Annotated in this window: 17 protein-coding genes and 1 pseudogene; 6 read left to right on the top strand and 12 right to left on the bottom strand. The window is 71.8% G+C overall.

The features are described from left to right. Positions 1-121: 121 nt before the first annotated feature. Positions 122-1,036, bottom strand: coding sequence for a hypothetical protein (locus ACSRUE_RS43515; protein ID WP_441288716.1), 915 nt, complete (start codon positions 1,034-1,036; stop codon positions 122-124). After that, positions 1,009-1,977: a ferritin-like domain-containing protein gene (locus ACSRUE_RS43510; protein WP_441288715.1), complete on the bottom strand. Its 969-nt coding sequence runs from the start codon at positions 1,975-1,977 to the stop codon at positions 1,009-1,011. Before ACSRUE_RS43510 ends, ACSRUE_RS43515 begins: the two co-directional genes overlap by 28 nt. A gap of 236 nt (positions 1,978-2,213) precedes the next feature. Between ACSRUE_RS43510 and ACSRUE_RS43505 the strand changes: the two genes are divergently transcribed. After that, positions 2,214-2,543 carry a DUF2325 domain-containing protein gene (locus ACSRUE_RS43505; RefSeq protein ID WP_437597113.1) on the top strand — a complete coding sequence of 110 codons (330 nt, stop codon included), beginning with the start codon at positions 2,214-2,216 and terminating at the stop codon, positions 2,541-2,543. A gap of 41 nt (positions 2,544-2,584) precedes the next feature. Here the strand turns inward: ACSRUE_RS43505 and ACSRUE_RS43500 are convergent, their stop codons facing one another. The 7 genes and pseudogenes from ACSRUE_RS43500 to ACSRUE_RS43470 form a co-directional block, all read right to left on the bottom strand. Continuing rightward, positions 2,585-2,803, bottom strand: coding sequence for a hypothetical protein (locus ACSRUE_RS43500; RefSeq protein WP_012233609.1), 219 nt, complete (start codon positions 2,801-2,803; stop codon positions 2,585-2,587). A gap of 36 nt (positions 2,804-2,839) precedes the next feature. After that, the gene (locus ACSRUE_RS43495) at positions 2,840-3,481 is read right to left on the bottom strand and encodes a PH domain-containing protein (protein WP_441288714.1); all 642 of its coding nucleotides are present in this window, start codon (positions 3,479-3,481) and stop codon (positions 2,840-2,842) included. Between the two features lie 112 nt (positions 3,482-3,593). Further along, positions 3,594-3,857 (bottom strand): GIY-YIG nuclease family protein, encoded by a 264-nt coding sequence (locus ACSRUE_RS43490; protein WP_441288713.1) that lies wholly within the window; start codon positions 3,855-3,857, stop codon positions 3,594-3,596. Then, positions 3,854-6,187 (bottom strand): tetratricopeptide repeat protein, encoded by a 2,334-nt coding sequence (locus ACSRUE_RS43485; RefSeq protein WP_441288712.1) that lies wholly within the window; start codon positions 6,185-6,187, stop codon positions 3,854-3,856. Before ACSRUE_RS43485 ends, ACSRUE_RS43490 begins: the two co-directional genes overlap by 4 nt. Positions 6,188-6,199: 12 nt before the next feature. Next, positions 6,200-7,048 carry an SDR family oxidoreductase gene (locus tag ACSRUE_RS43480; RefSeq protein ID WP_441288711.1) on the bottom strand — a complete coding sequence of 283 codons (849 nt, stop codon included), beginning with the start codon at positions 7,046-7,048 and terminating at the stop codon, positions 6,200-6,202. A gap of 785 nt (positions 7,049-7,833) precedes the next feature. Then, entirely contained in the window at positions 7,834-9,420 is a 1,587-nt protein-coding gene (locus ACSRUE_RS43475; RefSeq protein ID WP_441288710.1) for an SNF2-related protein, read from the bottom strand. A gap of 612 nt (positions 9,421-10,032) precedes the next feature. After that, positions 10,033-10,212, bottom strand: a pseudogene (locus tag ACSRUE_RS43470) (galactokinase family protein); the annotation flags it as partial. Between the two features lie 420 nt (positions 10,213-10,632). On the opposite strand from ACSRUE_RS43470, the gene ACSRUE_RS43465 reads away from it, so the two are divergent. Beyond that, a complete protein-coding gene (locus tag ACSRUE_RS43465) occupies positions 10,633-11,094 on the top strand; it encodes a hypothetical protein (protein ID WP_441288709.1) in 462 nt (153 codons plus the stop codon). An 88-nt stretch (positions 11,095-11,182) separates the two neighbouring features. Here the strand turns inward: ACSRUE_RS43465 and ACSRUE_RS43460 are convergent, their stop codons facing one another. Both ACSRUE_RS43460 and ACSRUE_RS43455 read right to left on the bottom strand, forming a co-directional pair. Next, the gene (locus tag ACSRUE_RS43460) at positions 11,183-12,334 is read right to left on the bottom strand and encodes a transposase (RefSeq protein ID WP_441288708.1); all 1,152 of its coding nucleotides are present in this window, start codon (positions 12,332-12,334) and stop codon (positions 11,183-11,185) included. A 173-nt stretch (positions 12,335-12,507) separates the two neighbouring features. Next, a complete protein-coding gene (locus ACSRUE_RS43455) occupies positions 12,508-12,987 on the bottom strand; it encodes a Y-family DNA polymerase (RefSeq protein WP_441288707.1) in 480 nt (159 codons plus the stop codon). A 252-nt stretch (positions 12,988-13,239) separates the two neighbouring features. Between ACSRUE_RS43455 and ACSRUE_RS43450 the strand changes: the two genes are divergently transcribed. Then, positions 13,240-14,007, top strand: a complete 768-nt coding sequence (locus ACSRUE_RS43450) for a class I SAM-dependent methyltransferase (RefSeq protein ID WP_441288706.1) — start codon at positions 13,240-13,242, stop codon at positions 14,005-14,007. A 260-nt stretch (positions 14,008-14,267) separates the two neighbouring features. Here ACSRUE_RS43450 and ACSRUE_RS43445 read toward each other — a convergent pair whose 3' ends face one another. Next, a complete protein-coding gene (locus ACSRUE_RS43445; RefSeq protein ID WP_441288705.1) occupies positions 14,268-16,178 on the bottom strand; it encodes an aldo/keto reductase in 1,911 nt (636 codons plus the stop codon). A gap of 597 nt (positions 16,179-16,775) precedes the next feature. On the opposite strand from ACSRUE_RS43445, the gene ACSRUE_RS43440 reads away from it, so the two are divergent. The 3 genes from ACSRUE_RS43440 to ACSRUE_RS43430 all read left to right on the top strand — a co-directional run bounded on the left by ACSRUE_RS43440 (position 16,776) and on the right by ACSRUE_RS43430 (position 18,376). Beyond that, on the top strand, positions 16,776-17,036 hold the full coding sequence (locus ACSRUE_RS43440) for a hypothetical protein (protein WP_441288704.1): 261 nt from the start codon (positions 16,776-16,778) through the stop codon (positions 17,034-17,036). 47 nt (positions 17,037-17,083) lie between these two features. Continuing rightward, positions 17,084-17,290, top strand: a complete 207-nt coding sequence (locus ACSRUE_RS43435) for a hypothetical protein (protein ID WP_441288703.1) — start codon at positions 17,084-17,086, stop codon at positions 17,288-17,290. Positions 17,291-17,854: 564 nt separating this feature from the next. Then, a complete protein-coding gene (locus tag ACSRUE_RS43430) occupies positions 17,855-18,376 on the top strand; it encodes a hypothetical protein (protein WP_441288702.1) in 522 nt (173 codons plus the stop codon). Positions 18,377-18,526: the final 150 nt, after the last annotated feature.

Genomic DNA, 18,526 nt, shown 5'->3' with positions numbered 1-18,526 from the left:
CCACCGGGCGGCCAGGCGGACCGCGCCGGGTCGCCGCCGCAAATGCGTCCTTTCGCGACGCAGTGCGCGTCGCTCTCCGGGCGCGGATCCCGGCGCTCACCGCCGGAGGGGAGGGCCTCGGTCACTCCAGATCAGGCCGCGCGCTGCCCATGCCGATGGCCCACGCCATCGTGTAACGCGCGTTGATCTCGCACCGCGGGTTCCAGCGCAGCGCGCCGCGCTCGTCCTCCCAGCGGAAGGCGTCGATCCCGAACGGCCCGAAATAGCCCGCGCCGGCGAGCGCCTGCCCCGCCTCGAGCGCGGCCTCGACGAGCCCCCGGCGCTCGCCGTCGCCGAGGTCGCCCCCGCCGGCAAGGGCGGCCCCGAGGTACGCCCCGTTCGCGTCGCAGCGCTGGACGCACGGGTCTCCGAGGCGTACCGCGCCGCCGCGGGCGACGTGCCCGTGCAGCGAGAAGTCGCCGCGGCGCTCGACCCAGGGCTCGACCTGCAGGCCGCTGTCCGGCGACGCGGGATCGAGCGACGCGACGGCCCAGGGCCGCGCGTCGGGCGGCAGCGCGCCGCGGGCGACCCGGCGCCGGCCGCGCCCGGCGAACCCGAACGGCCGCTTGAGCAGCCAGTGGCCCGTCGGCGTGGGCCCCGCGATCGCGGCCTCGAGCTCGGCCAGGGAGGCGACGTAGCGCGCCCCGGGCAGCGTCTGGCCGAGGTCCGCGCAGAACCTCCGGTGGTTGACGCGCCGGAGCACCTCGAGCGACGGCGCCTCCGCGAGGGCGACGCCGGCGCGGCCGAGGAGGCGGAGGGCGCGGGGCGTGGGGCACCACGCGCGGCCGACGAGCGGCGCTCCAGGCGGCGCCGGCGGCACGAGGGGCGAGGGGAGCTCGGGGCTGAGCACGACGTCGCCGGGGCGCAGCAGGGCCGAGACCCGGCCGGCCAGCTCGGGCGCCCGGCCGGCGACCGCGGCGCGCGGGGTGTACCCCGCGGGGCGCGCCAGCTCCTCGTCGGCGTCGAAGTTCAGGACCCAGGCGCTCGCTCGGTCCATGAGGCCAGCGCGTCGAGGAACGGCTCGGAGAGGCCGGAGCGGCTGCGGTCGCGGCGGTTCATCGGCTCGCCCCGCATGAGCAGCGGCGAGAGGGGCGGCGGGATGTGGCGCACCCACACGTCGAAATCGCTCGACCCGCGCGGCGCGACGTCCTCCGGCCCGCGCGGCGCGGCCTCACCCGCGGCGGCCGGATGGCCTGCGGCCGACGTGGAAGGCGCCGCCTGGCCAGCGCTCCCGCTCGCCTGCGTGAAGCGGCGGAACCAGCGGACCCCGAAGCGCACGTGCGGGATCTCCTCCGCGCCGACCCGCTCCGTGAGCGCGGCGCCCTCGACGTCGCCGATGGCGCGGAAGCGCTCGGCGAAGCGCGCCGTGTGGTCGAGGTTGCCCCCCTCGAGGCCCATGCCCATCACGGCCACGAACTGCGCGGGCGACGCGGCGGCGGGCACCCGCGTCCAGAACCAGTCGCGCACAGGGAAGTCGCCGAAGCGGTGGCCGATCGCGGCGAGGTACGCGGCGTAGAGCCGCATGTGGCGCGCCTCGTCGAGGGCGATCCGGACGAGGCCGCCGCGGAAGGCGCGCGGCGTCCCGGGGAAGGCGAGCAGCGCCCAGGCCATGAGCTCCGCCGCCTGGAGCTCGTGGTGCAGGAACGCGTGGAAGAGCTGCGCGCGACGCGCCGGGTTGCGCAGCGCCTCGGGCCCCGGGCTCTTCTGCGCGCGCTCCGAGATGCGCAGCGCGGCGGGCCGTCCAGGTCGCTCGAGGCGCCGCGGCGGGACCGGCGCAGCGCCCGACGCCGACAGCGTGGCATCCGACTCCCAGAGGGAGGGCACGGGCGGCGGAGAGAGCTTGTGCTCGAGGTCGACCGAGAGGACGTAATCCCAGGCCCAGCGCTCGACGGTGCCGGGCGGGGGCGCGTCGCTGGGTGGTGCGAGGGGAGACGGCATGGCGCGGGCGCGGCAGGAAAGGGCGGGCCGCTCTCGTACCACAGCGCCGGCGCGCCCGCGCGCGCCCTCGTGGCCAGCGCCGCCGGGCCCGTGCGGTCGCCATGTCACGATGACAAAGGTCCCGGCGCCTCACCGACATTTTGCCCGGAAATCCCCGGGAATAGATCAAGATGACGAGTTTTGCGCCGAGATGACCGCTCGAGAAGCGTGGCTTACGCCTTGCTCTGAGTCACGGCATGAAGGCGGAGCGGCGTTCCCAGGCGGTCGACAGGAAACGCGAGGAGCAGACGGTGCTCGTCATCGGGGGCAGCGGCGGCATGTCGAGCCGCTACCGCGATGTGGTCGAGAAGCACGGCTGGTCGCTGCGCCATTACGAGAACCGCGTGCCGCCGGGCGCGCGCCGCGGCGTGGGGAGGATCGCGCTCATCGTGATCATGGTGACGATGGTCTCGCACGCGCTGCGCGACCAGATGCAGAGCCTCGCGGCGGACGGCGCTCAGGTCGTGTACCTGCGCAGCGCTTCCGTGTCCGCGCTGCGGGCCGCCATCGAGCAGGCGGCCGCCTGACGGGACGCGCCGCGCCCGCGCGAGGAGGGGCCACATAGCGCTCAGCGCACGCCGACGAGGCGCTGCATCAGGCGCTGGAACTCGGGGACCGAGAGGTCGATGTGCTCGACGACGCGGCCGTAGAGCGTGGCCGTGGGCACGTTGCGGCCGTTGAACTCCTTCTCGAGCTCGGAGAGCTTCCACAGGATGATGCGTTCGGCGCGGGTCAGGCCGTCGCGCACGTCCGGGAGCTCGTCGAGCGGGGATCGCCTAGGGGGCATGGTCAGGCTCCGAGATCCGGCCTTCGTGGGCCGCGCTCACTGCACGACGCCGAGCACGCGCTGCTGGCGCGCGAGCTCCGCCGCGTTCTTGAGGGCCTCGAACAGCTCGCGCGACGCCGGCAGCCCCCGGATGACGAGCTCGGGATCGCTCGCGTCCTTCGTGAACACGCGGATCTCCGCGACGTCGAGCAGCCGCTGCATGAACGTCTGGCGGAGGTCGATGTCGAGGACCCGCCAGAGCTGCAGGGTCTCGATCCGGCGCGTGAGCAGGCCGGCCTCGTAGTCGATCGTGCGATCGGTGATCTTGTAGCGGAGGCTCTTGCGCTTCCAGTGCAGGATGCCGAGCCACACGAGGCCCACCAGCACGAGCGAGAGCACGCTCGCCGCCACGTAGGACCAGAACCACGCCTTCCAGCTCGGCGTCCCCTCGAACAGGACGCGCGCCGCGCCCGGCGCGGGGGCGAGCGCGCCGCCGGCGGGGGCGGCGGGGGCGAGCGCGCCGCCAGCGTGGGCGGCGAGGGCGAGCGGCGCGGCGGTGGCCGCGGCCACCGCCGCTCGCTCGTCGAGCATGCTGCCGCAGAATCGGCACTTGATCGCGGCGTCCTGGATCTGCTCCGCGCAGAAGGGGCAGGGCTTCACCCCGACGAGTGTAGTCCACATCCCGGGCGTGAGATCCACGGCAACCACCAAGCTTCGCGCCGCGTTCTCCTACATCCGAACGTTTACGTGGTCGTGAGCGTGGTCGTGGTCGTCCACGGTAGGCCGTGAACGACCACGACCACGTAAACGTTCACGTTGCCTCCCGGCCCCCCGCCGCGAGCGCCGCCTTCCCCGCGCGCCCCAGCCGCCGGATCGCCGCCTCCCGCCGCAGCGCCTCCCCCCTGTCGGCCGCCGCCTCGACGTGGACCAGCGCGAGCGGCCCCCGGCCGCGCGTGTACCGCGCCCCGCGCCCCGCCGCGTGCTGCGCGACGCGCGCCTCCACGTCGCGCGCGATCCCCGTGTAGAACGACCCGTCGCCGCAGCGCAGGATGTAGACGTGCCAGGCCGCGGTCACTCCTTCGGCCCCTCGTTGTAGCCGCGCGGCCGGTACTTCGGGTCCACGCCGCCGTGCGTCGCGCCGTTGTCGAGCGTGTCGATCGCGAGGTACGCGAGCCACGTCCCGGGGTGCTCCTCCGCGAGCCGCCGGAGCTCCGCGTCGTGCGCCGCGAGCCGCTGCTCGTCGTGCAGGCACTGCAGCGCGAGCGCGATCAGGCTCAGCTCGTTCGGGCCGAGCTCCATGCCGCGCTGGTAGTGCGGGAAGGCCTCGTCGGGGCGGTGCATCCGGCAGAGCGTGTCGCCCGTGTACACGTGCGCCATCGGCCACGTCGGGGCGAGCTCCATCGCGATCTTGCTCTCGGCGAGGCGGGCCTCGAGGTCGCCGCGGGCGCCCTTCATCACCGAGTAGTTGAGGTGCGCCTTGGCGCTGTTCGGGACCGCCTCCTTCGTCGCCGCCCAGAAATCGAGGTCGTTGCGGTAGTCCATCGCGTGCCGGTAGGCCTGCGCGCACTGGAAGCCGAAGAAGAGGACGAACAGCGCCGGCGTCACCCACGCCCTCCACGACCAGCGCGCGCGCGGCGTGAGGGGCGAGCCCGCGAGCGCCTCGTGGAGCCACGAGAAGGCGACGGCGAGGACGAGCGACGAGCCGATGGCCGGGAAGTACCAGAAGCGCTCGGCGCGCACCGTCGGCAGGACGACCGGGATGTTCGAGTGCGGGAAGTAGCTGACCACGACCCAGGTCAGCCCGATCGCCGCGACGCACATCCCCGCGTAGCCGCGGCGCAGCGGCACCCAGGCGCTCCGGTCCGCCGTCGCCGGGCAGGGCAGGGGGCGCGCGCCCTCGACCAGCAGCCCGAGCCCGAGGAGGAACGCGGGCAGGAACGGCAGCGGCCAGAGCACGAGCGGCAGCGCCCGGAGCAGCGGCACGCGCCCCGCCGGGCGGAGCACGTGCCAGTCGTACGCCGCGAGCGCCGCCGCCGCGATAGCGAGGAGCGCCCCCGCGAGGAGCAGCGGCCACCTCCGCGACGTCGCCTGGCCGCCGTCCACCAGGAAGGCGGCGCGCACCGAGCGCCGCTCGCGCCGCTCCAGGTGCTCGCGGCGGAGGGCCGCGATCCAGAGCGCGAGCGAGCCGAGCGGGGGCAGCACCATCATCGCGGCGCCGGCGACGCTGCCGAAGAAGACAAGCCTGTCCGGCACCGGCTCCTGCGGGTACGAGTAATCGCCGCTCAGCGTCCACGGGAACACGAGCTGGGTGAGGCCCCGCCAGTAGACGCGCAGCGCGCCGGCGACCCGGTGCGGCATGTCCGCGGCGCCGAGCGGGTTGTTGAGCGGATCGCGCGGCAGGGGCGCCTGGTGGAACCAGACGAGCGCCTCGTGGAGCGCGCGCTTCGCGAGCGGCGCGCCCTCGGGGAGCGGCGCGGCGAGCTCGGCCGGCATGGGCGCGGGGAACCAGCGCCGCCGGAGCTCGACGTAGAGCACGAACGCCGCGCCCGCGGCGAGCAGCGCGAGCAGCGCCCGGACGAGCCGCGCCGGCCGCGTGGGGTGGGTGAGCGGCGCGGCGATCAGCGCGGCGAACGGGACGAGCGGCACGCAGACGAGCGCGCTCTCCTTGGAGAAGAGGCCGAGGAGCACGGCCGCGAACACGCCGAACGGCATCGCCCACGCGGGCAGCGCGAGGGCGGCGAGGGCGGCGATCGCCCCCATGCCCCCGAGCACGTCGGCGATGCCCACGATGCCGCTCACCGCCTCGGTGAGCACCGCGCAGCCGACGAAGAGCAGCCCGGTGAGGTACGCGAGCCCGCGCCGCCGCGTGAGCCAGAACGTGACGCACGTGAGCAGCGCGCCGTTCACCGCGTGGAAGAGGACGTTGTAGAAGTGGTGGAAGAACGGCTGCTTCGTGACCGCCCAGATCGTGCGCCAGAGGAAGTTCGGCAGCGGGCGGTAGGAGCCGACGCTCCGGTCGGGCGGCAGCCCCCAGAAATCGCGGTGGATCGCGTCGAGGAAGCCGATCCCGCCCTTCGCGTTCACGTACGGGTTGGCGAGGAGCGCCTCCTGCTCGTCGAAGATGTAGTTCGTCGACGGTGCGCGCGTGAAGAGGATGACCGCGACCAGCGCGAGCGGCGCGATCGCGGACAGGAAGGTCGGGTCGAGCGCGAGGAAGTAGTCGCGCACGCGCCGCGCGGCGTTCCCGAGGAAGGACGGCGCGGCGGGCGGCCCTGCCGAAGGCGGCAGCCCGGAGGACGGCGGCGGCCCGGAGGACGGCGGCCCGTACGGCGTCGTCGTGTCGTCGTCGAGCGCGCTGGACATGGGGTCGCGCGCGGCGGCAGGGGACGGGGGCGGATAGGTCACGCCGCGCCCCTCTCAGCCCTTCACGTCCGGTGGAGCGCCCGGCGCGCCGTCCGGCTCGGGGATGGACCAGATGTCGCCCCAGAGCGGCTGGCCGCCGTCGACGCCGTAGACCGCGCCCGTGATGAAGTCGTTCTGGTCGCTGGCGAGGAAGACGATGAGCCGCGAGACCTCCTCGGGCGCGGCGAGGCGCTTGAGCGGCGTGGCGCGCCGCGCGAGCTCGAGCAGCTCGTCGCCGTACTGCGACGTGCCGCTCGACCGGATGTTGCTGCCGGGCGCGACCGCGTTGACGCGAATGCCGAGCGCCGCCCACTCGACGGCGAGCGTGCGGGTCAGGTTCTCCACGCCGGCGCGCGCGGCGCCCGTGTGCGCCATGCCCGGGAAGCCGCGGCTCACCGACGCGGTGACGTTCACGATCCGGCCGCGGCGCGCCGGGAGCATCGCGCGCCTCGCGACCTCGCGCGTCATGAAGAAGGTGCCGTTCAGGTTGTTGCGGACGACCGCCTCCCAGCCCTTCGGCGTCATGTCGCTGGCCGGGCTCGGGAACTGGCCGCCGGCGTTGTTCACGAGGACGTCGACGCGGCCGAATTTCCCGAGGACCTGGCCCACGAAGGCGGCGATCTGCTCCGGTTCGCGGATATCACACGGCGCGGCGAGCACGTCGTCGCCGGGGACGCCGTCGCCCGCGAGCGTCCTCGCCGCGGCCTCGAGCTTGTCGGCCCGGCGGCCGCAGAGGGCGACCTTCGCGCCGAGGTAAGCGAGCTCACGCGTGCACGCGAGGCCGATGCCGCTGCCCCCGCCGGTGACGATCGCCACCTGCTGTCCGAAGAGTCCTGGGGCGAAGATCGAGCGCACCTGGGTCACGCCCCGCGTTTACAACGGCTCAGCGGGCGCCGCCACACGCTGGGCGCTCCGGGGGTACCCGGCGTCCCAGGCAGAAAGGCCCCGGTGTTCTGGGGCGCTTGCCCGCCCGGCTCCGGCGCCTGGCGCGGATTGCTCCACGGCTCGGCGAGCGCCCTGCGCGCCTGCCAGACGCCTCGTGACCAGCGCGCGGTCGGACCGCCGATCCCGCTGCGCGATGCCGGCGCTGCTGGCCGCGTCGTTCGCGTGCTTGGCCGCGGCGGCAACGCGATCACCTACGAGGCGGAGGACCTCTCGACCGGGGGGCGCGTCGCCGTCAAACAGCTCGTGATCTGGAAGCGCGCGGAGTGGAAGGCCCTCGATCTGTTCGAGCGCGAGGCGAGGGGCCTCTCGAACCTCACCCACCCCAGCATTCCTCGCTACATCGATTACCTCAAGCTCGACGGCGCGCAGGGGCGTCGTGAAGGCCGGCCGCCTGAGCTACGCCGTGAGCGGACCATCGGACGGCTGTGCATGGAGTGCCAATCTCTCGGCGGTGTGACCTGGCGTCGGGCCGAGAGGCCGCCGGGCCACGTCGCCCCGGTCAGTGATCGTCCGGGGGCAGGATTCCGCGCACGAGCTCCTGCGCGCTCGCCACCATCACCCGAGAGGCCGTCGTCGAGGTGCGCGAGGGAATCGTGATGGCTGCGAGGGCTTGGTTCTGGGTCGAGGCGCTGACCATCGGAGTCGTCGGACCAGTAGACGCGCTCCGCGTCGACCTCGACCACGGCTTCAGTGCGTGACGCGCCTCAATCAGCTCCGGCGAGCAGCCGCTCGATCTCGTGCATCGTCTCGACGTCATCGCCGACCATCGCCTTCATCGACTGGATCCTGCGGCACACGATCGCGGCGATCTTCTCTTCAACGGTACCGTCGGCATAGGCCCAGTAGACCTGCGCAAAACGTCCATCGCGGTGACAGCGGCCCTCGATCTGCGCCATCTGGATCGCCGACCACCGCAGATCGTGGATTACCTCCGAGCGCGGGACCTCGTTGTGCTCGCCCTGGTGGAGCGAGATCCCTTCTTCCACGGTGAAGAGCACGACGCGCGGCTCGCCGCGCTGGAAGCGGAGGCGCTCGGCCTCCTTCTCGCCGGCCGGCATCGCGCCGTGGATCAGCGCGCACGGGACGCGCTCGCGGGCCAGCGCGGCCTGCACGGCCTCGAGCGTCTCCATGAAGGCGACGGAGACCGCGACCTGATGCCCGTTGTCGAGCAGCTCATGCACGAGCTCCACGGTGCCCGCCACGCGGATGAGCGAGCTCTTCTGCCGCAGGCGCAGCGTCGCGGCGAGCGCCGACCTCGGGTTCGCGCCCTTCGGCACGAGCTCCATCTCCCGGCGGAACGCGGTCCACGCCTGCGCGTAGAGCTCGCGCGCGGAGGCGTCGAGCTCGATGGGGGTGAGGATGCGGTTGATCTCGGGCCAGCCGGCCACGTCTTCCGGGCGACGCCGCATCCCCACTGCGGGACGGCCGTCGAACAGGAGCGCGCGCACCTTCTCGCAGTCCGCCGGATCGCCGCGCCAGTCCCACCTGCCGAACGCGCCGCGTGTGACCCCGAGCCCCTGGCCTTCGCACCACTGCTCGAAGTCCTTGAGATCCGCGGAGCGGCTCCCGGTCGCGCTCGCCAGCAGCGGCGCGAGATACGATAGCTCCAGCGGGTTCTGCCCCGCGGTGGCCGAGAGCCACAGCACGAACCCCGAGCGTGCGTTGAGCTTCACCGCGAGCTTGGAGCGCGCCGCCGCCGGGTTCTTGCAGCGGTGGCTCTCGTCCCAGATCACCACGTCGAACTCCGCGGCGCTGCCGGCGCGCGCGAGGCCCTTCTTCGATCGGATCCTTCGCCGCGCCTCCGGGGTCACCTCGAAGAGCTTGCCAAGCCGATCATAATTGATGATCACGATCTCTTTGCCTGCGTCGCCCATCGCCTGAACCGTACGGCGCCAGTGCGCGACGACGGCGAGCGGGCAAACGATCAGCACCGTCGCGACGTCCGGCATCCGGAGGACCGCGGCCCAAGCGGTGATCGTCTTGCCGAGGCCGACGTCGTCGGCGAGGAGGAACCCGGCGCGCCTTTCGGCCTTCGCGGCGGCGATGGCCCGCACGCCGTCCAGCTGGTGCGGGCGGAGGACGATCGCCCCCGCGGGGGCGGCCGGCGCGGGCACTGGGTCGTCGTTGAGCTCGCGCTCGATGCGTCGCTCCCACGAGTACGGCGCGGCGCGGAACGGCGCGAGGGCCGGCGGGAGCGTCTCTGCGCGAGCGACGAACACGCCGTGCGCCGCGTCCCAGCGCGCGCCGCTCGCGGACGCGACCGCGCGCATCGCGAACGGGACGTCGAGCACATGGGCTCGCTCCGGCGCCGCACGCGGAGCAGCGACCGTTGGAGCGGCCGCGATGGGGGCTCTACGAGGGGCCGAGACCGTTCGCTTGGCGCGCATCGTCGTCATGACGGCCCTGATACCAGCGCGCCCGCGCGCTTGCGCAGGAATCGGCGCGAAGGCTCGGCAAGACCTCCTTCTCGTCGGGTTCGAGCACTTCGACGCCCCCGCTCAGGGCCACGAACTGGGCCGGAGGGCGATCGACACGCGCTTGGCAGGTCGATGGTACGGGCTCCCGGTGAGCTGCTCGTGGGGTGGCGCGACGCGGCCGTCCCCCCGCGGCGCGGCGTCGGGTCCGCGCGGCCAGCGCGGAGGCGAAGAAGGTGAGGATCAGGCGCGCACCCCGTCGCCGCGCCTCGCGTCGCAGGGCCGGAGCGGGAAGACGGCGAGCCGGGCGAAGGCGAGGACGAGGACGAGGGGTGATCGCCCCGGGCCGCAGCGCGCGCGTCGAGGGGGGCGCTTGGCTGCTCATCGCGAGGGGTCGAGGCTCCCCAGCCAGCGGGATGGTCCGGCCGGGCGCCGCGGCTGGACCCGGCGAACGGGCCTGGAGGAGCCCGCAGGAGGTGGCGCTCGCCGGAGCCCGTCGTCCCGCGGCGCGATCTCGACGCGCGTCTTCTGCGGGATCGCCGTTGGCAGCACGTAGCCGCCGCTGTAATCGGTGTGTTCGCCGATCAGGTTCACGCGCCCCGGCGCCTCGGCCAGGACCTTCGCCGGACGGCCGAAGACGACCTCGAAGCCATTCCCCTTCACCGTCATTGCCACGTACCCATGTCCACGGGGAACAGGAAACCCAGATGTTTCGGAGGCGTCAAGCTTCAATCCACGTCTGGGCAGCAGCAACGCCAGCGCGACGATCGCCGACAACCTCGTGAGCCATCAGCTGAGGGAGCGCGACGAGGCGAAGGCCACGCTCGCTGGCAACCTGGAGACGGCGCCCGCCGCCCGCCTCGCCGGCCCTCTGCGCGACATCCGAACACCTCTGGGGCGCGGCGCCGGCGCCTGCTGGGGTGCCTCGCCGGAGAGACTGGATAGGGCCTTCTTCGGGGCGTGGCACGCTCCTGCATGATCGGTGCGTCATGCATGGGGCCCCTTTTGCAAGCCAACCATGCGCGTTTTTTCGCGTTGGCATGTTGGTTGCTAAGCTCTGCTGGCATGAAAACATGGAGTCTGGTTGCGATGGGCTGTTGGTTGCTCGCTGGCTGTGGTGATCGGGGTTTCGACGACAACCGCGAGAAGTGGCGTGCCAACCGGCCGGAGGAGTATGTCATCTCGATCTGCGGTGCTGGCTTCGAGCCCCTCGGCTGCACGCTCACCGCGGTCTCCGGCGATACCGTCGTCGCCGCCGCTCGCAGCCAGAGCGACGCTCCGAGCAGCGGCGACTGGACGTTCATTGCAGAGCCCGAGCAAGCGGATCCCGTAGAAGCCCTGTTCAACGACGCGGAGGACGCGGGCGATCACTGCGAGCTCCGCGACGTTTACTTCGACGATCGCTTCGGCTACGTGACGTATTACTACAACGACTGCGGTGAAGAAGGGGGCGGCGTTCAAGTCAGGTGCTTCCAGCCCGACACGAGCGACGCGACGCGCTGTATGGAGTGCCAGCCCGGCACGAGCGACGCGACGCGCTGTGTGGAGTGAGCGCACGGCGAACGCCGCTCGATCGACCGAACGGCCGAGCGGCCGAGCAGCCCGGCCTGGCGCCGCGCGGGGGGCTCGGCTCGCAGCGCTAAACCCCGTAGAAGTCGTAGAACTCCTGCGCTGGAGCGCGGACGGCGAGCACCTGGAAGGGGAAGCACTCGATGTTCCTTGGCTCGATCACCAGGGCGACGAGCTTCATCCGCCCCTTGCAAGCTGGGCACTCGAGGACATCGATCGCAAATGTGCCGCGCAAGAGCTCGGCGCGGTTTGTCGACCGCTCGATAGCCGCCACGCTTGCGTTTCGGAGCGGCGTCATCGTGCGCCTTCGTAGGCTCTTCTGGCTTCGCAGGGCGCGGTCCGATGCGCTTGCGCGCCAACGTGGGCGACTCGCCGAGGCGAGCACGCCAGCGTACTTGACGGTGTGAAAGCGCGGCGGCGGGACGCTGGCCGCGAGGCGGCACAAGAGCGAGAGCGGATCCATGTCCACCGCGACAGTCCCGTCGGCGAAGGCGCGCTTGAGCGAGAGCCGCACCAGGCCGTCCTGCTGCGGCTCGACGAGCTCCTTTGCGATCGGGGGTCGCAGCACGTAACGCGGCAGCGCCTCCCTCGCCGCGGCATGGTGCGCACCGGCGCGCGTCGCTGCGTGCAAGGTGAAGCCATCGAGCGCAGCGCACAGCGGCTTGTCGTACGCGAGCGCGCTCGGACAATACGACGAGAGTCCGCGGAGCCATTGCGGGCCGGCGGGCGGCTCTCGTCCCGAGACGGCGGAGGCACAGAGCACGGCCTCGGGCTCGTCGTCCTCCTCGACGTCGTGCTCGATCTCGAGATGCCCGTGCCGCCGGAGGTAACGGAGCATCCGCCCGACGGCGTGCTCTAGGACCTGACCGACCTCGCCCGTTCGCAGGTGACCGAGTTCGTTCCACACGAGCTCGGTGCCGTCTTCGTGATAAGCCCCGTCGAGGAAGACCACGTGCAGATGCGGATTGAGCCGCATGTCGCCGGACGTGCGTTGCACGACGGTCACCGCGCCGCTCTTGACCGCGCCGCACGCGCCTCGGCGCGCGGCGCGCTCCTCGTAGAACCGCTCCACGCCCTCGACGAAGAGGCGGGTCAGCACGCCGAACAACGCCCCGTCCTGGGCGAGCCTGCGCCGCCACGGAAACGGAAACGTCAACACCCACGGACGGTGCGCCACCTCGGACAGGACGTCCTCGAACAGGTTCGCCGCCGTGGCACACATGCGTCGGCCCAGACACGACGGGCAGAAACCGCGTCGTTTCTCCCGGCACAGGCCTGCGGCTTGCCGGCATGACTTTCCGGATGCCTCCGGGGCGCTTCGGCACGCAACCGCAGCGCGCGGGCGATTCACGCAGCGCGTCTTCGACCTGTTCCGGCGTGCCGAGCTTCCGCTGGTTAGGTCGTCTCGCGGCTGTGCCCGCGCGCCACCCACGGCGTGTCGTCGACGACGGCGGAGCCTCGCCCGTGGCCGAGGTCGCCGTACCAGGTGCCCATGCGGGGCCCGAACTCGGCCACAAGGGCATCGGTGTCCGCCGCCGCGAGCTGCTCGACCGTGTCGATACCCAGCCCGGCGAGGCGCTTGGAGACCTTGGAGCCGACGCCCCACAGGTCGATCGTCGGTCGTGGGCCCATGACCTCGAACCAGGTGTCGGCGGTGAGGCGGTAGATGCCGGCGGGCTTCCCGAACCCTGTGGCGATCTTGGCGCGGATCTTGTTGTCGCCGATGCCGACCGAGCTGTGCAGCCGGGTGGCGCCGAGCACCACCTGCTGGATGCGGTGGGCCACGCCCTCCGGCTCCTCGGCGTCGGTGCCGAGGAACGCCTCGTCCCAGCCGAGCGCCTCCACCGGCATGCCGAGCCCACGCAGCGTCGCCATCACGCGCTCGGACGCGGCGGTGTACGCCTCGTGGTCGCCGCCGGATCGGGTTCGGGCGGCCGCCGGGGCTGGGCACCGACCTTTCCTTGTCCTGGGTGCTGCTCGCAGCCTGGGTCACGTCGCCTCCGGTCCCGTTGTGATGCCACGTGGCTTTCACCGTCGCCGGAGGGCCGACTACTCGCAACGGCGCCGAGCTCCCGGTTCGTCGAAAAGTGCGTGAGCCGTCGCGCCGGGCGGACCAGACTGACGACCATGACCTCGCGCGCTCGCACCTTCGGCGGCGCCGCGTCCGCGTACGAGCGGTTCCGGCTGGGCTACCCCGACGAGCTCGTCGACCTGGTGCTCGAGTACGCGGGCCGGCCCGTGCGCTCCGCTCTCGAGATCGGCGCCGGCACGGGCAAGGCCACGCGGGCTTTCGCAGCCCGCGGCATCGAGGTCACCGCCACGGACCCGGACGCGGCCATGCTCGCCGAGCTCCGCCGTCAGGTGCCCGCGAGCGTGACCGTCGTCCGGGGAGCCTTCGAGGACCTCCCGCTGACGCGGACCTACGACCTCGTGTTCGCGGCCGCCGCGCTGCACTGGACCGCGCCGTCGGGTCGCTGGGAGCGGGTGGCCGCTCTCCTGGGGCCGGACGCGGCGTTCGCCTCGTTCGGCGCGCCGCTGCGGCTGGCCGACCCCGGCCTCGCGGAGGCTGTCCGCGCCGCCCGCGCGCCGTTCCTCGACGACGACGAGGTGCCGTCGCCCGACGGCACACCGGAGGGCGCGGCGATGCAGTGGCCCGGCACGGAGCTGATCAGGTCGGACGCCTTCACGGACGTGCGCCAGGTCGTGGTCACCCGGCGCCCGACGGTCTCCGCCTCGGACTATGTCGGCCTTCTCGCGACGATCTCGGCCTACCTCGAGCTCCCCGCGTCCGTCCGGGAACTGGCCCTCGCTGCGGTGCGGGCCGTGCTCCCCGATCGCGTGACGCTCGACGCCGACCTCACGCTGCACCTGGCCCGTCGACGAAGGCGCGCTTGAGCGAGAGCCGCACCAGGCCGTCCTGCTGCGGCTCGACGCGCTCCTTTGCGATCGGGGGTCGCTCACCCCTCCGGTGCCACCGGCAGCCCGAGCAGCCGACCGATCGTCTCGTGAACGACCCGGGCCGCCACCTCGTCCCCGAGGGCGACGCCGGCGACTTCCACCTGAGCGAAGGGTCCCCCGCGCTGACGGCCGGTTGCCCGGGCGAGGACGGCGCCCGGCGCGTCCACGCGGGGGCCCACGCTCTTCGTCGCCGGCGCTCACTCGCCTGGGAAGAGCTCCTCGGCCGTCATGTACTTCGCCCCGAGCGCTTGCGCGAACTCCCGATCGCTTTCCATATCACCGACCATAACCAGGTGCTCGCGCGCGAGCTTATGGCGCTGGATCAGCGATATCCCGAGCCCCGGCAGGGGCTTGCGACAGAAGCAGCCGACCGGAAACGCCGGGTGCGGGCAGTACACGACCTCGGCCACGGGCAGGCCGAGGAGCTCGATCGTCCGCGAGAACGCGGCCAGGACAGCCTCTTCGGTCACCGATCCTTTCGAGATGCCGCTCTGGTTTGACACGAAGAAGAGCGTGTATCCGTCGTTGACCCAGCGCTCCAGGGCCGCGCGCCGACCGGGCAAAAGCTCGACGTCGTCGGGGCCGCGCGGGTAGATTTCGCCGCTCTTTGTCGTTCGCAGCGTGCCGTCTACGTCGAGGAGCAGGCCCTTGCCCGTGAAGAGCGGATCAACGCGCCGGGCAAACGGGATCTCCTCGACCACCGAGAAGCCCTCATCCACGTGCGGCGCCTCGAAATTCGCAGCCCACCGCGAGAGCGCCTGCGGCGGCGGCAGGTTGGGATCCTCTTTGCCGAGCGCTTTCATGTCCTCCGGCCCGAGCAGCTTGCCGTAGCGCTCGAGGACGCGGAGGACGACGTTCGCGTAGGCCTCGTTGATGGGCGTGGCCAGGTACCGGCACCGGACCGGCACGCGGTGCGCGTGCGCCACCCGGAGCACCGCATAGCGCGACGCGCGCGTGCCGTACGTATTGTCGAGGACCACCCGCGTTTGCCCCGAGGAGAGCAGCTCTCCGAGCTTCTTGACCACGCCGTCGAGCGTGCCGCCGAGCTCATCGCGGTTCAGACGCGCGTACCCTTTGGCCGTGTAGCGGGCGACCTCCGACGATTTGCCTGCCCCTTGAATTCCCATGACCACGACCACCTCGGGCGCATCGCCGGGGCCTTCTCCGGGCTCGAGCTTGCGCAGGCCGGCGGGGACCACGGGGGGCGCGACCGAGGCCAGCACATCGGCCGCGGGCGCAAAGCTGGTCTTCGAGAGGTCGGCCCGATCGCGCGCGCCAAAGGGGACCCGGAGCGCGCGCAAGCAGGACTCGACGCTCTCCCGCTTGGTCGCCCCGAACAGGGGGAGGACTGGGGGGCCGAGATCGAGCAGGACCGCGAGGGCCGCCTCCTGGGACGTGATGGTGTGCCGCGCGGCGATGGGCTTGATCGCGCGGTTCTTGAGGAGGCTATCGACCTTGGCGTGACCGCCGAGCGGCCGGTGGGCGAGGAACGGGATGCCCATTTGCTTGGCGAGCTCGAAGAGGCCTCGGGCTGCGCTGCCGCGATCGAGAACGCTCAGCTCCTCCTGGATGGCCCGCACCGGAAAGTGCCGCAGGGCCTGGTGGACCTCTGCGATGGATGTGTTGCTGAGGCCGAGGTGCTCGATGAGGCCCTCGTTCTGGAGCTCGGCGAGAGCGGCGAGGCTGTCTTCGAGGGGGGTCTTGGGGTCGGTCACGTGGAGGAGGAGCATGAAAATCCGCGAGACGCCGAGCGCCTTCAGGCTGCCCTCGATCGTGCGGCGCAGGTGGTCGCGGCTGCCGTTCGGGACCCATCGCCCTTTGGGTCGGGTGAGGCCCGCCTTGGTGATGACGCGCACGTCGTCGCGCGGGCCGGACCACGCGTCGAGCGCCTTGCGGACGAGGCGCTCTCCATAGTGGGCCTCGCGGTCGGTGAGGCAGTAAGAATCGGCGGTGTCGAGGAGGCGTATGCCTTGATCGAGGGCAACGTGGATGACGGCGGTCGCGTCCTCTTCCGAGGGGCGCCCCTCCGTGGCCAGCCGGAGCAGGCCGAGGCCGAGGGGAACGTCGAGGGGGCCTAGGACACCGTAGGGCGAGGGGGCGGGAGTCACGGAGGCGATGACGTAGCCAGGTCCGCGGCTCGATGCAAGCGCTGAAGCCGAACAACTGGGGCAGATCGTTGGCGTCCGCCGGAAACCAGTTGATCGTCAAGCTCGTCTCCAGCGCCCGCGCGTACTCCTCGGTGATGAAAATATTGTCCTGGAGCTCCTCCTCGGAGACACCGTACGAACAGCCCTTGAGGCTTCTCGCCTGTTCCTCGCGCTCCCCTGGGGGGCCAACACAGCTCATGGTCAGCGCGCACCCGAGCACCCCGACCTATTGTATCGTTCGATAAGCCATGCTGCGAGCCGAGCAAAATGGGTACCGGGAGGGCTTCCCTTCCTCAGCCCCGAGATGCGCGATATCGAAGGACGGCGGTCTGACATGGCTGTCAGGGCGCTCGAGACGGTCACGACGTCGCCCGGGCTGCGCCTCAGCGTGAGCACCGGCGCGCCGAGCTTCCAGGATGAACACCGGCGCGACGCGCAGGCTCACGCCGTTTCTGGCTCCGGCGCGCGGCGGTCTCGCCCGCTCCGCGGCACGCACCCGTCGATCGGGCCTGGTCCTACCGGGACCGGCTGGGTGATACTGACGGGGCTGAGGCCGACATGCCGACCCTCCACGCCTTCATCCCGACCGCATACTGGCTGAACATGCTTGCCGAACTGGCGACCGCTCACGAGGCGACCCTGGTCTTCCAGCGCTTCGATGCACCGGGGCGTCCCGCGGCGCTGACCGCCGTGGATCCGGCTGCGAGCCTCGCCGAGCTGTACGCCCAGGGAGGCTACGAGCTCGTCTACGTCGCCCTCTCGGGACCGCCACGGAGCGCGCAGGACTGGGGCTTCTTGGACCGTGAGGGGAGGGCTTGATCGAGCTGCAGGGCGGCCGCCAACGCGGTCGCGACCTGGAGCAGGTGGTGATCCGAACGTTGGCGAAGAGGACCAGGACCACGAAGCTGTTCAAGCAGCTCCAGGAGAAGATCCGGAAGGCTTGCCGCCAGGGCGTGCTGCTCAACGGTCGCCCGACTCCCCGGATCTTCTACGCGTCGGAGATCGAGCCGCTGGAGCTCGGGCTCTGGGTCGATCTCGACACACAAACCATCCGAGCGACCCTGGGAAGGTGAGCGAGCGGGCGGACGAACGACCCACGACATGACGGAGTCTTGTCCGTTGTCTCCCCGCCTCACCCCGCCCCTCTTCGAGCGATCGGAAAGCGCAATGCTTCGCTCAAAGGCGCCGCCGTCGCCGTCGCCGCTCGTCTCGCCCAATCACCGCAGCCTTCAGCGCGATGGACCGGAAAGGGCGCATCGCGCGAGCTTGCAGCGGCGCTGCCCAAGGCTTCGAGGCGCGCGGCGCTCCGCTAGGCCGTTAGGACGAGCTCTGCTCGGCGAGCCGGCGAGGCCTTGCCCGGCGGGCAGTCCTCCGCGGCTCGTCCGCGAGCGGCGATATCGCGCGGGTGAAGGCCACCACCACGCGGGTGTTGAGACGCGCGAACTTCCCGCTGCCCTGGACGAAGCGGTGCTCGAAAACCAGGGTTTCGCGGTTGGCTGCGAACCACGGCAGCTCTTGGCGCCTCCCCGCAGCTCGAACGTCCGCGCAACACTGTCGATGTAGGGAGGGACGGATCACCCGACAGGTTGATACCGGCTTGTTGACCCGACGCCCGACGAAGGTTAGCAAGGCGTTCGATGCGTTTCGCCGACGGTTCGCCGCTCGCTTTCATCCTGGCCGCAGTGATCGCCGCGGTCGCCCTGCTCGCCGTGGGGCTCTATCTCGCTCACTCGCGGCTGGGCGCCGGCAAGCCCAACATCGCCAGCGCGACGCTCCAAGGCGCGGGCCCCTTCACGCTGACCGTCGCGGCGCCGCCCGCGGGCCCGGTGGACCTCTTCATCCGCTACGCCGTGGCCTTCCCCTTCTTCAAGCCTTCGGGAGCGCCGACGAGCCGCACCTTCGGTCTGATCGTCGAGCTCGTCGCGGACGGTCAGGTCCTGACATTCGGCCACGGGGGGACGCACCCAGCGGGTCTCCTCGAGTTCGAGGGACTGGCCCACTACATGACCTCGTTCCGACCGGGAAACCCCGGCGAGCCCACGCGCTACACCGCCTCCGTGCTGGTGAAGTCTTTCTCGAGCTGTCCACGCACGCTTTCGGGCGTCGTGCGCACTGCCGAGGGCACCACGCTGGCGACCGCAACACTCACGCTGAGGTGAGCGCGGCCCTCAGGGCGCCATCAAGCTCTGGAGGAAGATCGCGAAACCGGGATTCGCGACGTCATCGTGAGCGCCGCCGGCGGCCGGAAGCGCCTGCAGAGCGCGAACGCCTACGCGGCTGCGGTCAGCTCGCGAGCAGCGCGACCGTTG

The organism is Sorangium sp. KYC3313 (genome assembly GCF_052075895.1).
Taxonomy (GTDB): Bacteria; Myxococcota_A; Polyangia; order Polyangiales; family Polyangiaceae; genus Sorangium; species Sorangium cellulosum_B.
This window is presented reverse-complemented; position numbering and strand designations above follow the sequence as displayed.

Coding starts and splice junctions, on each gene's coding strand:
- ACSRUE_RS43515 (WP_441288716.1), bottom strand. CDS start 1,036: ATGGACCGAGCGAGCGCCTGGGTCCTGAACTTCGACGCCGACGAGGAG.
- ACSRUE_RS43510 (WP_441288715.1), bottom strand. CDS start 1,977: ATGCCGTCTCCCCTCGCACCACCCAGCGACGCGCCCCCGCCCGGCACC.
- ACSRUE_RS43505 (WP_437597113.1), top strand. CDS start 2,214: ATGAAGGCGGAGCGGCGTTCCCAGGCGGTCGACAGGAAACGCGAGGAG.
- ACSRUE_RS43500 (WP_012233609.1), bottom strand. CDS start 2,803: ATGCCCCCTAGGCGATCCCCGCTCGACGAGCTCCCGGACGTGCGCGAC.
- ACSRUE_RS43465 (WP_441288709.1), top strand. CDS start 10,633: ATGGGCTGTTGGTTGCTCGCTGGCTGTGGTGATCGGGGTTTCGACGAC.
- ACSRUE_RS43460 (WP_441288708.1), bottom strand. CDS start 12,334: ATGTGTGCCACGGCGGCGAACCTGTTCGAGGACGTCCTGTCCGAGGTG.
- ACSRUE_RS43455 (WP_441288707.1), bottom strand. CDS start 12,987: ATGGCGACGCTGCGTGGGCTCGGCATGCCGGTGGAGGCGCTCGGCTGG.
- ACSRUE_RS43450 (WP_441288706.1), top strand. CDS start 13,240: ATGACCTCGCGCGCTCGCACCTTCGGCGGCGCCGCGTCCGCGTACGAG.
- ACSRUE_RS43440 (WP_441288704.1), top strand. CDS start 16,776: ATGCCGACCCTCCACGCCTTCATCCCGACCGCATACTGGCTGAACATG.
- ACSRUE_RS43430 (WP_441288702.1), top strand. CDS start 17,855: ATGCGTTTCGCCGACGGTTCGCCGCTCGCTTTCATCCTGGCCGCAGTG.